The following is a 12,911-nucleotide window of genomic DNA, read 5'->3' on the forward strand; positions in this document are numbered from 1 at the left end:
TCTGCGGGGCTGAGGTTTCAGAAGCGGCTCCGGACTTCGAACGACTTTAGATTGCCGACAGCTTCAGGACTTCACCATGTCCCACTCCCGCTCCCACGCTTTGAGTGGGTCTTGGGGCAGTTTCGGAGGGTGGGCGTAGAAGTCATCCCAGATGGGATCGTCGGGCGAAAAGTCATGGGGATCCTCAAGGTTGTCGTCGACTGGCTCTTCAAAGGGTGGGTCAACGTCCAGGAATCCGGGTGTTTCCGTTGCATGGGACAGGAGTCCGGGCGTATCGCTTGCCCGGGTTAAAGGCCTGGGTGTTTCCGGAGCATCCACTGGGAGTCCAGTCGTTTCCGCTGCGAGGGTCAGGAGGCCGGGTGGCCATTGTGGTGGTTCCCAGTCGGGTTGTTCGGCTTTGTAGTGGCGGCCGGTGGGTGAGGTCCAGCCGGGTGATTCGGTTTTGGTAGCTGGCGTGGGTTCCCAGGGGGTGGCGTGTTTAAGGCGGTGGTGCTTTGGGCAGAGTTGGGCAAGGTTGCTGAGCGCGGTGGCGCCGCCGTGTTGCCACGCTGTGAGGTGGTCGGTGTCGTTGTCCAAAGTTCGGTTGTTGCAGCCGGGGAAGGTGCATTTTCCGTCCCTGAGCTGCAGGGCTTTTTTCATGGCTTTGGTGAGCCGGTAGCTGGTCCGGCCGATTTCCAGGGGTGCGCCGTTCCGGGGATCCACGAGCACCCGGTAGAAGGAGCTGGCACCGTCGGCGACGAGTTTGCGGGCCATGGAGGCGGGGATTGGACCGTGGCCGTCGAGCATGGCGGGTTCGTCGGTGACGCCCAGAAGGGAGACCACCGGGACGGTGACGAGGACGTCCGCCTTGGGTACCGGGACGTTGCCGAGATCCGCGTACCCGTTGCCGCCGGTAGCCTCGTGGTCGGCGGTGCCGGGAGCCTCATGACCGGCGGCGCCGGTGGTCGCGGTGGTGGCGGCGGCGGTAATCGAGTCATTGACGTCAGCCGGCGCGAGCGAGGCCAGCCCGATGGTGTCCTGGTCGCCACCTTCGATGGTTACCGCATTGCCTTCACCCGTGATGCCCTGGCCTGTGTTGCTTTGACTCGTGTTGCCTTTACCCAGGTTTCCTTCGCTTGTGGTGTTTTGTCCTGTGCTGGGTCCGTTGGTGCGGGTGAGGGCTGGTCCGGCGCGGAGGAGGAGGCTGGCGGCGATGTCGGGGCGGAGTTGGGTGATGGTCCGGGGTTCGTCGGGGCTTTGGAGGCCGCGGGCGAGGGCGGTGGTGCGGTTCCAGATGGCTGAGGCCTGGTGTGCGGGGAGGTAGAGGGAGAGCCAGGCCATGCCGTCGCGGTCCGGGGTGCATTCCATCCGCCGGTCGGCGGCGCTTTTGGTGTGGCGTTTTTCGAGGGATTCGGGGTGGTGGCGTTCGCGCCAGTTACAGACCCGGGTGCGGAAGCGTGAGGGTACGAGTTCGCCGGCGGCGGCTTCCCGGGCCGGGTTGGGGTTCAGGACGTGTTCTACGAGGGCGGCGGCGCCGGTGGGGCTGAGGCTGTCGGTTTCGTCGGCGATGATTTTGGCGTGCTGCCAGGAGATGGTTCCAGCTGCGAGGGCGTCCATGGCTGGTGGCAGGGCGGTGAGTTGGCGGGATTGGGTGATGAGTGCTCCGGCGGCGGGGGAGCTGATGGTTAGGACCCCGGCGATTTCCTCGACCGCGGACATCTCGGCGTAGGTTCGTTCGTGAACGGGTGCTTCCGGCCGGGTCATCGCGTGCTGGATGTCGATGGCCTCGAGCCTGTCAAGTTGTTTGTGTAAGAGGGCTGTTGCTTTATCGGTTGAGGTAGGGACCGATTCGGTCTGGGTAGTTGAGGACGAGGACCCCGAGTGCTTCGCTCCAGCCTTGGGTGAAGGTTCCCTCGATGAGTTTTTCGACCGTCTTGGCGCGGTTCTCGCGGGTCTTGCGGTCAACTCTGGCCCGTTCCCTGGCGCGTTTGTCTTCGATGTTGCAGATAGCGAGCCAGAGCAGTTTCACGGCGGCTTGGTCATTGGGGAAGTGGCCGCGGTTCTTGATGATCTTCCGGAGTTGGTAGTTGAGTGATTCGATGGCGTTGGTCGTGTAAATGATCCGTCTGACCGGCGGCGGGAATGCCAGGAACGGGATGAATTTCTCCCAGCCATTGCGCCAGGTCCGGACCGTGGCAGGGTATTTCTTTCCGAGCTCGGAGGCCTCGAAAGCGTCAAGTTCGTCCTCGGCCGCCTCGGCCGTTGGAGCGGTATAGATCGGCCTGAGGGCAGCTGCGACCTTCTTGCGGTCCTGGTAGCCGATAAAACGCATCGAGGCGCGGATCAGATGGACCACGCAGGTCTGCACCATCGCCCCTGGCCATGTCGCCGCGATCGCTTCGGGAAAGCCGGTGAGCCCGTCGCAGCAGACGATCAGCACATCCTTAACGCCGCGGTTGGCCAGCTCAGCGCAGACCCCTGCCCAGAATTTCGCGCCTTCGCTGGCCTCAACCCAAATGCCCAGGACGTGTTTGATGCCTTCCATGTCCACGCCCACGGCAATGTGCGCGGCACGGTTCTGGACCTGGTGCCCATCGCGGACTTTGATGACGATGGCATCCAGGTAGAGGATCGGGTAGATCGGATCCAGCGGGCGTTTCTGCCATTCCAGCACTTCATCGAGGACTTCGTCGGTGATCTTCGAGATGGTCTCTTGAGACAGCTCAGTTCCAAGGGTGGACTCCAGATGATGGGCGATGTCCCGCACTGTCATTCCGCCGGCGTAAAGGCTGACGATCATGTCATCGAGCCCTGTCGTCCGCCGTGCCCCTTTTGGGACCAACTGCGGACTGAATGAGCCCTCACGGTCCCGGGGAACTGCCAATTCCACGTCTCCGGCCGAGGTCCCCAAGGTCTTGGCATAAGAGCCGTTTCGTGAATTTGGCAGGAACCGTCCGATGGGATCACCCTTGTCATATCCCAGATGCCCAGTCAGCTCGGCCTGCAGCCCGCGTTCGAGCGAGGCCTTGATCAGTTGCTGGATGAAGCCGTCCTTGCCATCAAGTTCAAGCTTGCCGGCATCTATTTGCTCCATCAGCTCATCAAAGGCTCTGCGTGCCAGCTCATCCGGAAGCACTTCACGGCGCTCAGTCATAGCCACAATGATTCTCCAATCACCCCGCTGGCTACATCCCTCCTACACAAACAATCTGACACCCCCATGGCCTCGGCCGCGTCCCGGGCTTTGACGCCGGAGATCTGGGCCTCCAGTTGCTTCTCTACCGCCAAGCGCTCCAACCGGATCTCATAACGGCGTTGCAACACATCCACATCAGCCTTCGGACTGGACCCGTTAGCAGTGTCAGTTTCGAGCCGGTCATCTTCGAGGAACAGTGCATCAAGCCGGGGGATGGACGCGTGAATGCCCTCCATCGCTGCTGCCGTGCCCGCGCCGTTTCCCATACCAACATCATCCATCGAAGCACCGACAATTCTGGCGCGCCCAGCTCCAGATACGGCTGGCGGGGGTACAGGAGCAGGGGGCGAGGCAGGAAGCAGCGGAGCCGGATGTACCGCCCCGCCTGCCGTACCCGCACCGTTTTCCCATATAAGAATCATCTAATGGGGGTCTGACAATGCGGGCGGGCTTGGGTCCAGGTGCTGCCGGCGGGCGGACAGGATCAGCCGGAGCGACAGGAGACAGCGCAGCCGCACTTACCACCGTGTCGCCACTTCCCTCGTCCGGCCCCATATCCACATCATCTAGGGAGCCACTGACATTCCCAACGGATACAGGATGGCCGCACGTTAAAGCGGATTCACCCACTCGCCTCGGCGCAGCACACCTGCGAGATTCAGTTCAGTATCAACAACCACAACGTCGCCCGGCATCCCCGCGCGCAGGTCGCCCGCCTGCCGGGACAGTCCCAGGATCGCCGCCGGGACTGCAGTCGCTGACTTGACGGCGTCCTGCAGCGGAACTCCAGCAGCCACCGCAGACCGGACAACGTCCAGCAGCGTCGCCGTTCCTCCAGCAATCACACCAGTGCTGTCCACGCGCGCCACACCCCCTTCAACCGTCACGGCGAGCGTGCCCAGCTTGTACTGGCCATCCGCCAGTCCCGTCGCAGCCATGGAATCCGTGACCAGTGCAATGTTCTCCGCGCCCACCAGCTCGAAAACTGTCTTGACAGTCTCAGGGGCGAGGTGGACGCCGTCGGCGATCAGTTCCACCACCGCCTTCCCGGCGCGCGCTGCGCTGAGGCAGGCCGAGACGGGGCCCGGGCCCCGGTGGTGCATGCTGGGCATGGCATTAAAGAGGTGCGTGACAGTGGGGCGCCGTCGGCCGGGATCGAATCCGCGACCCGAAGGATCTGACACAAGGCCGGCCCCCGCCCGCTCCAGGAACAAAGCCGCGCTGGCATGGTCCGCTGCGGTGTGCCCCAAGGAAGGGATTGCCCCGCGCGCGGTGAGCAGATCCGCCAGTCCGGATGCCCCTGGCAATTCGGCGGCGAGGGTCATCGAAGCCAAAGTGGGTCCTGCCGCTTCGAAGAGTTCGCCTACGAGATCGAGGTCCGGTTCCAACAGCAGGCCGGGATCGTGTGCACCGCACTGGTCACCGGAGAGGAAGGGGCCCTCCAGGTGCGATCCGGCAATCAGGCCCTCCTCAGCGAGTGACCGCAGCACCTTCAGGTTCCGGACCAGGTCCGCCGGCGCTCCCGTCACCAGGCTGGCCAGCAGCGTGGTGGTGCCGCGGCTGTGGAGGTATGTGGCAGCAGCCCGGGCGCCCTCCTCCGAGCCCCCCGCAAAGTCCGAGCCGTGGGCGCCGTGGCAGTGGAGGTCCACCAGGCCCGGCAACAAAACGCGGCCCGGAACCGCGGCAGCAGCGGGATCGCCAGGAAATTCCGACGCCGGCCCGGCATAGGTAATCAGGCCTTCCGCCACGGCGATCAGACCGTCGTCGATGTCCACGCCAGCCGCCACGATACGGCCCCGAAGTATCAATTCCTTGCCCATCATGCTGCCTTTCGCAGAGCCGCCGCCATGCCGGCAGCGAGCAGGGGGTCCGCCACACGGGCCCGGAACCCGGTGGAAGGGTCCAGGCCGCGCGCGGACGTGTGGACCGCATGGACACCGCTGTGAACCAGTTGGGGCATCAGTTCCAGCCGCACCCCGCCACCGGCCATGATCTGTACGGACGGCGCATGGTTCCGTCCCAGCTCCACCAACCGCTCCAGCATGGGCAGCCCGGCGGCACAGTCGGGGGTTCCACCGCTGGTCAGCACGCGATTGACGCCGGCGCGTTCCAGCCTGGCCAATGCCTCAGCAGGATCCATGCCCTTGGCGAGGGCGGCGTCGAACGCCCGGTGGAAGGTCACCTCGGCAGCAGGATGACGACGGCGGGCCACCCCAGAAAGGTGCCGAAGCGCCGGAACGTCCGGGCCGCCGTCGGCCGCCAAGACTCCGACGACGACGCCCGCGGCGCCGGCGTTCAATGCCGCCTCGACGTCACGCTCCAGCACCCCATGCTCCTCAGCCGTGTAGGTGAAGTTGCCGGGGCGCGGGCGGACCAGGACGTGGACAGGCAGTCCAACTCGGCACGCCTGCTCTATGGTGCCGATGCTCGGCGTGATGCCGTCTGTCTCGGCGAGGGCCGCGCACAGCTCCACCCTTGCAGCCCCTACCGAGGCCGCGAGGCGGACCCCCTCGGCATCCTCCACGGCCAGTTCAAGCTGGGGTGCCCCTATGAGCGTCGACACCCTCAGAGTCCCTGCCATGCAGGCTTCCGCCCGAACGTGTCCTGGTAGTACTCGCGGTGCGCCAGTTTTGATGCCGCAGCCTCGTCCACCAGGACTGTGACGTGCGGATGGAGCTGCAGCGCAGAGGCGGGGCAGACCGCCGCCACCGGACCTTCGACGGCTGCTGCAATAGCTTCCGCCTTGGCCTCGCCCATTGCCAGCAGCAGAAGGTGCCGCGCTTCCCGGATGGTGCCCAGGCCCTGGGTCAGCACGTGGTCCGGAACGTCGGCGGGGTCTGCGAAGAAGCGCGCGTTGTCCTGCCGGGTCTGCTGGGTGAGGGTCTTGATCCGGGTCCTGGAGGCCAGTGACGACATCGGTTCGTTGAAACCGACATGGCCGTCCGTGCCGATCCCCAGGATCTGGATGTCCACTCCGCCCGCGGCCGCAATGGCGGCCTCGTACCGGACAACCTCAGCCTCGAGGTCAACCGCCACCCCGTCCAGCCCGTGGACTGCCCCTTCGACGAAGTCCACGCTGTCCACGAATTCCTCCCGGATCACCGAGTGGTAGGACTGCGGGTGCGTGCTGGGCAGGCCCACATACTCATCGAGGAGGAAGGCCTGAGCGCTGGCGAAGCTCAAACCACCATTCCGATGCCGCCCAATGAGTTCCTGGTACGTGCCGAGGGGCGTTGACCCGGTGGCCAGGCCAAGGACTGACGGGCCGCTGCGGACCTGCTGCTCGATGGCGTCCGCGGCTGTGCGGGCCACGTCTGCAGGGGTGGAGAGGATGACGATTTCCATAGGGGTGCTTTCGGTTGCGGGTCGCTAAAGGGCAGTGCTCGGTTCTTACTTCGCGGCGTCGGTCTCCACGGTGACCTCGTCGTCCTCGCGGCCCGGGGTGCGCAGGTTCCAGCGCTTGATCACGAAGGAGAAGAGGAAGTAGTAGATCACCGCGTAGCCCAAGCCAATGGGGATCAGCAGCCAGCCGTTCTGCGATTTGCCGAAGTTGAGGACAAAGTCGATCAGGCCTGCAGAGAACGTGAATCCGTGATGGATGCCCAGCGCGTTGACCAGGGCCATGGACGTTCCGGTCAGGGCGGCGTGGACGATGTAGAGCGGGAAAGCCACGAACATAAAGGCGTACTCAAGCGGTTCGGTGATGCCGGTGAAGAATGCGGTCAGCGCGGTGGAGAGCATAATGCCGCCAACGATCTTCTTCTGCGAGGGCTTGGCGTGGCGCCAGATGGCAAGTGCTGCTGCCGGCAGGCCGAACATCATGATGGGGAAGAAGCCGGTCATAAAGATGCCCGCACTGGGGTCGCCGGCGAAGAAGCGGTTGAGGTCACCGCGGACCAGGTGGCCGGAGGCGTCCGTGTAGTCGCCGATAAGGAACCAGACGCCGGAGTTCAGGATGTGGTGCAGTCCGGCGGGGATCAGCATGCGGTTGGCGAAGCCGTAAATGCCGCCGCCGACAACCGCGTTGCTGGCCACGGCCTGGCCCACTGCGGAAAGGCCTGCGTTGAAGAGCGGGTAGGCCAGGGCAAGGGCGACGCCGGCTACCAGGCTGGAGACGGAGGTCAGGATGGGCACCAGGCGGCGCCCGCTGAAGAACCCGAGGAAGTCGGGCAGTTTGGTGCGGTAGAACCGTTGCCACAGCGATGCGGAGAGCAGGCCCACCACAATGCCGGCGAGGACGCCGTAGTTGATCATCGCGGGCTTGCCGGCCGGGTCGACCTGTCCGGCCAGGACCAGCGGCGACATGGCCTTGAAGACGCCGTCGATCACCATGTAGCCGACTACGGCGGCCAAAGCAGTGGAACCATCGGCCTTCTTGGCCCAGCCGATGGCAATGCCCACGGCAAAGATCAGCGGCAGCCAGGTGAAGACGGCGCTGCCGGCTGCGGAGATGACGGCCGCACCGCCCTCGAATCCAGGGATAGCGCCGAGCAGGTCGGCCTGGCCGATGCGCAGGAGGATGCCTGCGGCGGGAAGAACAGCGATGGGCAGCATCAGGGTGCGGCCCAGGCGCTGCAGGGTGGCAAACGCCTTGTTTGGCTTCTTCTCGGGAGCCAAGGCGGCGGTCTCGGATGTTGACATGGTTGCACCTCTGCGGGTTCGGGTGGGGCTTGTAAAGGAGGGGTTCCAGCCGGTACTGTCTGGTTATGACCAGTTCAGTGTGATCCATCCCACGAGTGCCTGTCAAGGCACTTCGAAACCTGCCGGGCTATTCAAATGGCCGGCAGCGAAAGCCATAATTGGTCGCACTTGGGCCGCCGGCCCCGGTGAGGAAGGAGTGCCCGCCAGCGGGCACCGTCAGAAAGGGCAGCCATGTCCAAAGCAGAAAAGATCATTGAAGGCCTGGGCGGAGCCGGCAACATCGTGGAGATTGAAGCCTGCATCACGCGGCTGCGCACCGAGGTTAAAGATGGTTCCCTCGTGAATGAGGCCTCCCTGAAAGCCGCCGGAGCCCATGGCGTGCTGGCCTCCGGCACGGCCGTCCAGGTCATCGTTGGACCCGAGGCCGACACCCTCGCCGAAGACATCGAGGACCTGCTCTAGTGGCGCAGTCGCTCGTGGTCCTCGCGCCCATCGCCGGTAACGTGGTTCCCCTTGCCGAGGTCCCGGACCCTGTGTTCGCGGGCCAGATGGTGGGCTCCGGTGCGGCCGTCGAGCCGCCGGCAGGAGAGATGTTCGACGTCGTGTCCCCGGTTGCGGGGAAGGTCATCAAGCTGCTGCCGCACGCCTTTGTTGTGGTGGAGTCGTCGGGGCGAGGCGTCCTCACCCATGTGGGGATCGACACGGTCAAGCTCAAGGGTGAAGGCTTCAAGCTGCTCATCGCCCAGGGCGACACTGTCGACGCCGGCGCACCCATCATGCGCGTCGATCCCGCCGCCGCGCTCGCGGCGGGCTACTCGATGGTGAGTCCCGTCGTCGTCCTCGATTCCAAGCCGGACACGGCAACCCTGGCTGCAGCCGGCACTGTGGCCGCCGGCGAGGAGCTGTTCTCGCTGGATTAGGAGCTGGCTCCTAGAGCCGGACTTCCATGTTCAGGGAGTAACGGTCCGAGCGGTACCAGGAACGCGAATGCTCAATGGCCAGGTGCCCTGAATAGGAAACCCGGTCAAACGCCAGCACCGGTGCTCCCGTACCAGTCCCGAGGAGCGCCCCGACGTCTGCCGGGGCGCCCTCGGACTTAACGCTCTGCCGTGCCCTGTCGATCTGGTGCCCGAACTGCGCCGCCAGGGCCTTGTACACGGATCCGGTCAGGTCGATGTCCAGCAGTCCCGGTGCGTGCTCGGGGTTGTACCAGGCATCGTCCACACTGACAGGGCGGCCGTCCGCCAGCCGTAGGCGCTTGAGGTGGATAGCCTCCGAGCCCGGGGCAAGGCTAAGTGCCTCGGCCGTATCATCCGGGGCCGCGGCGGCCTCCGCCACCAGCACCACCGTGCTGGGAACGTGTCCCATGGACTCCATCTCTTGCGTGAAGGAGGCCAGGTGCAGGGTGGACTGCACCGGGGAGTCCGCCACAAATGTGCCCTTGGCCGGAACCCGGACCAGGTGCCCCTCGTTGACCAGGCGGCCGATCGCGGCACGCACCGTGATGCGGCTGACGCCGTAGGAGTCCATGAGAGTTCGCTCGCTGGGGAGCCGGGCGCCGGGCTCCAGTTCCTCCTTGGCCAGCTTGAGGATGATCAGCCGCAGCTGCTCATGCTTGGGGACCTGGGTGTTGCTAATGGTCGCGCTCGCCGTTGGAGCGCTGCTCCTTGATGGTGCTGTGGCTGGCACGAAAGGCCCCTTCGATCCGTGGAGCGGTCCGGTGAGGACCACTCCTTCGGATTATTCCACACGGGGACCTTCGGGAAGAGGGCTGGTCAGGCCACCAGCTCTGCTTCCTGGGGTGCGGAACGCTTGGCCGTCCGGATGCGCAAGGCAAGCATCAGGGCAGCTCCCATCACGGCGGGTGCGGCAAATGCCGTTGCAGCTACCGGGACCCCGCCGCCGAAGCTAACGAGCAAGGCGCCGTATGTGGGACCGGCAATCGCTCCGATGCGTCCCACTGCCAGTGCCCAGCCGAGGCCAGTCGCGCGGGAGGCCGCTGGGTAGAACTGCGCGATGTAGTCGTTGATCATGTTCTGTGTGCCCAGGCCACCGAAGCCGGCGACAGCGGCGAGTACCGTCATCAGTGCGGCTGGCGGATTGGCGGACATCAGCAGCAGGGCGGCCGCGGCACTGATGAAGCCAACAATCACCAGGGGCCGGGGCCCGAACTTCTGGCTGGCAACCGAGGCCAGGACCGTGCCCACCACGGCGCCCACCGAGTAGGCCAGCAGGAATGATACGGATGATCCAACGCCGAACCCCGCCGTCCGCATGATCTGGGGGAGCCAGGTGCTGACGCCGAAGATGGTGAGCAGGCTCAGCACCGTGATGGCCCACAGCAGCACGGTGGTGCGGCCGGTGCCGTTGACGAACAGGGCGCGGGTGGGCGATACGCGGGCGGCGGAGGCGGGTGCTTCTGTTGTTCGGGGGAGTCCATAGGCGGCCTCAATACTGTCTGCTTCAGCATTGCGGAGTTGGGTCCGCAGGAACTGCGGCGACTCCGGCATCAGGAACCAGGCGAACGGCACCAGCAGAAGGCCGCCAGCCCCGATCGCATAGACCGGCCGGAACCCGCTCGATTCCAACAGGGCCAGAGAAGTCAATGACGCAACCACCGTGCCCGTGGCCGGTCCGGTCAGGACTGCTCCTAGGACCAGCGACTTCCTGCCCGGCGGGGCGAACTCGTTGGTGAGTGCCACCGCCGTCGGAAGCAGGCCTCCCACGCCAAAGCAGGCAATGAAGCGGAATGCCGCAAACAATTCCCAGGTGGGAGCCATCGAGCAGGCCAGCATGGCCAGCGAAAACAGGGCCAGGGCGCTGACAAAGATCCGGCGCCGGCCCAGCCTGTCGGTCAGGGTGCCCACGATCAGGGAGCCGAGCAGCATTCCCACCAGTGCCAGGGAGCCCACGGCGCCGGCGCCCGCGGGAGTGACGCTAAAGGGCGGCTGGCCGATCAGGCCGGGCAGGGTGGCGCCGTAGACATAAAGGTCATAACCGTCGGCAAGCAGGCCAAGCCAGCACAGCACAAAAATTCCGGCAAGGGATTTTCGAGGGGCATTGGAGTTCATCGTTGATTCCAATCGGGTCAGGGAGACGGCAGGCAAAGTCGCCGGCAGGACGTCCATCAGCTTGGCCCCCGATCCCACTTGAGTGACTGTACTTTTCACTGAGTGAAAATGCACTTTGTGGCACGGGCCACACCCCGCACGCTTGAATGACACGAGAACCTCGGAGGAAAAGTGGCTGGAAGAGGCGGGGCGCGGGGGCTCCAGGGAGGCCCCGGCCAGCCCGTGGTGGTGCGGGCGCTGAGCCTGCTGGAGCAGTTCACCGAACGACGCCGGGCACTGAGCCTGTCCGAGCTGGCCAGGTCCGCGAACCTCGCCCCGGCCACCGCACTCCGGCTGGTGCGGCACCTGACCGAATGGGGTGCGTTGGAACGGCTGGAGGACGGCCGGTACGTGGTGGGGGTGCGCTTGTGGGAAATAGCCTCTCTTTCGCCGCGGGGCCACGGCGTCCGGCAGATTGCGCTTCCCTACCTTGAAGACCTGTATGAGGTGACGCGCCACCATGTGCTGCTCTCCGTCCGTGACGGCAGTGAAGCGGTCCTCATTGACCGGCTCTCGTCACGGCATGCCACCGAAGTGGCCTACCGGGTGGGAGGCCGGATGCCCTTGCGGACCACCGCCGTCGGGCAGGTCCTGCTGGCCTGCTCCGCTCCGGATGTGCTGGAGGAGCTGCTGGCGCAGACTGCCGGGGCCGAAGCAGGGCCAGGGGAGCCGTTGGCAGGTGACCTTCGCGCAGTGCTTGCCGGGGTCAAACAGTCCGGCGCCGCGGTGGTCCGCCGGACGCACCCCTCCCGAACCGTCTCGGTTGCAGCACCGATTTACGCCGCCGATGGCGCGGTGCTGGCCGCTCTGTCCATCGTGGTTCCGGATACGACGGCGCCCGCCCTTGAGCTGGTTCCCCTGGTGCGGGCCGCTGCCCGCGCCATCTCCCGCAGCCTCGGCCATCAGGCGACAGTGAGCGGGGCGTGGCGGCATCCGGCCCGGGAACCTGGAGCCAAGCCGGCCTGACGCCGCCCCTTGTGGGCAAAAATAAAAAGCCAGGCTTAGTTATTACCCCTGGGTCGGCTGTACCCTTAGGCTAGAAACGCTAAGCATGCTTTCTATTTTCTAAGGGGTTGAACCAGATGCGAAAAGTTCCGGCACTTGGAGTGATGGCGGCGGCAATGATTGCCCTTGCAGGCTGCACAGGCGGCGGCGGGGGCGCGGCAAGCCCTTCGGCCCAGACCACCAGTGCTTCTGCCAGCCCGACGGCGGAAGCCAAGGCCTACACCGAGGATGAGCTGCGCGACCTGATCTCAGGCATGAAGGACGAGGACGGCAACGAGCTGAAGCTCTACTCCAAGGAGCAGGTGGACCAGGGCGGCAATATCGCCAATCTGCTCCTGAGCACGGCAACCGTTGACCCCTCGGACTGCAAGGACATCGCCACCGCCGGGCTTCTGGACAAGGTGGAAAACGGGGACGTGGCCGTTGCGCTTTCCGAGGGCGACCAGCCGCGCACCCTGTCTGCCCAGTCGGGCAGCGAGGGGCCGGACGCCGTCGAGGTCCTCGATAAGGTCAGCGGCAAGATGGACCAATGCGCCAAGTTCTCAGTGTCCGCACTGGGCCAGAAGTACGAGGTGACCAGCGAAGAACTCCAGGCGGACACGGATGCCGAAAAGACCTTCGCCACCCTCAGTGCCCGCAGCGGCGAGAACCAGCAGAAGCTGATGCAGGTGTCCGCTGCCGAAGGCAAGCTCCTGGTGGTGGCCACCAAGAGCGGCGCCAACCTCGGGGATCCGGACCAGAAGGAGCTCGAGGACCTGATCAATGACGTGCTGGAGAAGGCCGACGGCGGCAGTGGAACTTCCAGCCCCACGTCCACCAGCACCTCCGGCTCCACGAGCCCGTCCTCGTCGGGCCGGTCAGAGTCGCCGACGCCGACGGCGACGTCAACGGCAACGGAGACCGAAGACAGCAGCACGTCATCGGCATCGCCGACACCGTAGCGATAGGGCTTTCAAGCGACAGAGGGCGGGCAGGACCAG

12 protein-coding genes and 1 pseudogene are annotated in these 12,911 nt (G+C 65.2%); 4 read left to right on the forward strand and 9 right to left on the reverse strand.

What is annotated here, in order from left to right:
• Nucleotides 1-63: 63 nt before the first annotated feature.
• From QF038_RS22260 to QF038_RS01260, 7 genes and pseudogenes are all read right to left on the reverse strand, one after another.
• Nucleotides 64-1,785, reverse strand: a pseudogene (locus QF038_RS22260) (DUF222 domain-containing protein); the annotation flags it as partial.
• Nucleotides 1,786-1,804: 19 nt separating this feature from the next.
• Entirely contained in the window at nucleotides 1,805-3,133 is a 1,329-nt protein-coding gene (locus tag QF038_RS01235; protein ID WP_307607954.1) for an IS256 family transposase, read from the reverse strand.
• Entirely contained in the window at nucleotides 3,130-3,456 is a 327-nt protein-coding gene (locus QF038_RS01240) for a hypothetical protein (RefSeq protein ID WP_307607955.1), read from the reverse strand. The genes QF038_RS01235 and QF038_RS01240 overlap by 4 nt, the downstream gene beginning before the upstream one ends.
• Before the next feature lie 330 nt (nucleotides 3,457-3,786).
• Nucleotides 3,787-4,995, reverse strand: a complete 1,209-nt coding sequence (locus QF038_RS01245; protein WP_307613373.1) for an N-acetylglucosamine-6-phosphate deacetylase — start codon at nucleotides 4,993-4,995, stop codon at nucleotides 3,787-3,789.
• Complete coding sequence (locus QF038_RS01250; RefSeq protein ID WP_307607956.1) at nucleotides 4,995-5,756, reverse strand: copper homeostasis protein CutC; 762 nt, start codon at nucleotides 5,754-5,756, stop codon at nucleotides 4,995-4,997. The genes QF038_RS01245 and QF038_RS01250 overlap by 1 nt, the downstream gene beginning before the upstream one ends.
• Nucleotides 5,741-6,520 (reverse strand): glucosamine-6-phosphate deaminase, encoded by a 780-nt coding sequence (nagB, locus tag QF038_RS01255; protein WP_307607957.1) that lies wholly within the window; start codon nucleotides 6,518-6,520, stop codon nucleotides 5,741-5,743. Before nagB ends, QF038_RS01250 begins: the two co-directional genes overlap by 16 nt.
• Before the next feature lie 45 nt (nucleotides 6,521-6,565).
• Nucleotides 6,566-7,816, reverse strand: coding sequence for a PTS transporter subunit EIIC (locus tag QF038_RS01260; RefSeq protein WP_307607958.1), 1,251 nt, complete (start codon nucleotides 7,814-7,816; stop codon nucleotides 6,566-6,568).
• Nucleotides 7,817-8,047: 231 nt separating this feature from the next.
• On the opposite strand from QF038_RS01260, the gene QF038_RS01265 reads away from it, so the two are divergent.
• Together QF038_RS01265 and QF038_RS01270 are read left to right on the forward strand one after the other, a co-directional pair.
• Nucleotides 8,048-8,278, forward strand: a complete 231-nt coding sequence (locus QF038_RS01265) for a glucose PTS transporter subunit EIIB (protein WP_050053469.1) — start codon at nucleotides 8,048-8,050, stop codon at nucleotides 8,276-8,278.
• Entirely contained in the window at nucleotides 8,278-8,736 is a 459-nt protein-coding gene (locus QF038_RS01270) for a glucose PTS transporter subunit IIA (protein ID WP_307607959.1), read from the forward strand. Before QF038_RS01265 ends, QF038_RS01270 begins: the two co-directional genes overlap by 1 nt.
• A gap of 10 nt (nucleotides 8,737-8,746) precedes the next feature.
• On the opposite strand, the gene QF038_RS01275 is transcribed toward QF038_RS01270, so the two are convergent.
• Nucleotides 8,747-9,505 carry a GntR family transcriptional regulator gene (locus tag QF038_RS01275; protein WP_307607961.1) on the reverse strand — a complete coding sequence of 253 codons (759 nt, stop codon included), beginning with the start codon at nucleotides 9,503-9,505 and terminating at the stop codon, nucleotides 8,747-8,749.
• Nucleotides 9,506-9,591: 86 nt separating this feature from the next.
• On the reverse strand, nucleotides 9,592-10,965 hold the full coding sequence (locus QF038_RS01280; RefSeq protein WP_307607963.1) for an MFS transporter: 1,374 nt from the start codon (nucleotides 10,963-10,965) through the stop codon (nucleotides 9,592-9,594).
• A gap of 93 nt (nucleotides 10,966-11,058) precedes the next feature.
• Between QF038_RS01280 and QF038_RS01285 the strand changes: the two genes are divergently transcribed.
• Both QF038_RS01285 and QF038_RS01290 read left to right on the forward strand, forming a co-directional pair.
• Nucleotides 11,059-11,892, forward strand: a complete 834-nt coding sequence (locus tag QF038_RS01285; protein WP_307607965.1) for an IclR family transcriptional regulator — start codon at nucleotides 11,059-11,061, stop codon at nucleotides 11,890-11,892.
• 155 nt (nucleotides 11,893-12,047) lie between these two features.
• Nucleotides 12,048-12,872, forward strand: coding sequence for a hypothetical protein (locus QF038_RS01290; protein ID WP_307607967.1), 825 nt, complete (start codon nucleotides 12,048-12,050; stop codon nucleotides 12,870-12,872).
• The last annotated feature ends 39 nt before the right edge of the window (nucleotides 12,873-12,911 follow it).

This window comes from Pseudarthrobacter sp. W1I19, from assembly GCF_030817835.1.
Taxonomy (GTDB): Bacteria; Actinomycetota; Actinomycetes; order Actinomycetales; family Micrococcaceae; genus Arthrobacter.

What these genes read in the sequence shown, in the direction of transcription:
- nagB (WP_307607957.1), bottom strand. Translation starts at nt 6,520, where the DNA reads ATGGAAATCGTCATCCTCTCCACCCCTGCAGACGTGGCCCGCACAGCC.
- QF038_RS01250 (WP_307607956.1), bottom strand. Translation starts at nt 5,756, where the DNA reads ATGGCAGGGACTCTGAGGGTGTCGACGCTCATAGGGGCACCCCAGCTT.
- QF038_RS01235 (WP_307607954.1), bottom strand. Translation starts at nt 3,133, where the DNA reads ATGACTGAGCGCCGTGAAGTGCTTCCGGATGAGCTGGCACGCAGAGCC.
- QF038_RS01260 (WP_307607958.1), bottom strand. Translation starts at nt 7,816, where the DNA reads ATGTCAACATCCGAGACCGCCGCCTTGGCTCCCGAGAAGAAGCCAAAC.
- QF038_RS01265 (WP_050053469.1), top strand. Translation starts at nt 8,048, where the DNA reads ATGTCCAAAGCAGAAAAGATCATTGAAGGCCTGGGCGGAGCCGGCAAC.
- QF038_RS01290 (WP_307607967.1), top strand. Translation starts at nt 12,048, where the DNA reads ATGATTGCCCTTGCAGGCTGCACAGGCGGCGGCGGGGGCGCGGCAAGC.
- QF038_RS01240 (WP_307607955.1), bottom strand. Translation starts at nt 3,456, where the DNA reads ATGGATGATGTTGGTATGGGAAACGGCGCGGGCACGGCAGCAGCGATG.
- QF038_RS01245 (WP_307613373.1), bottom strand. Translation starts at nt 4,995, where the DNA reads ATGGGCAAGGAATTGATACTTCGGGGCCGTATCGTGGCGGCTGGCGTG.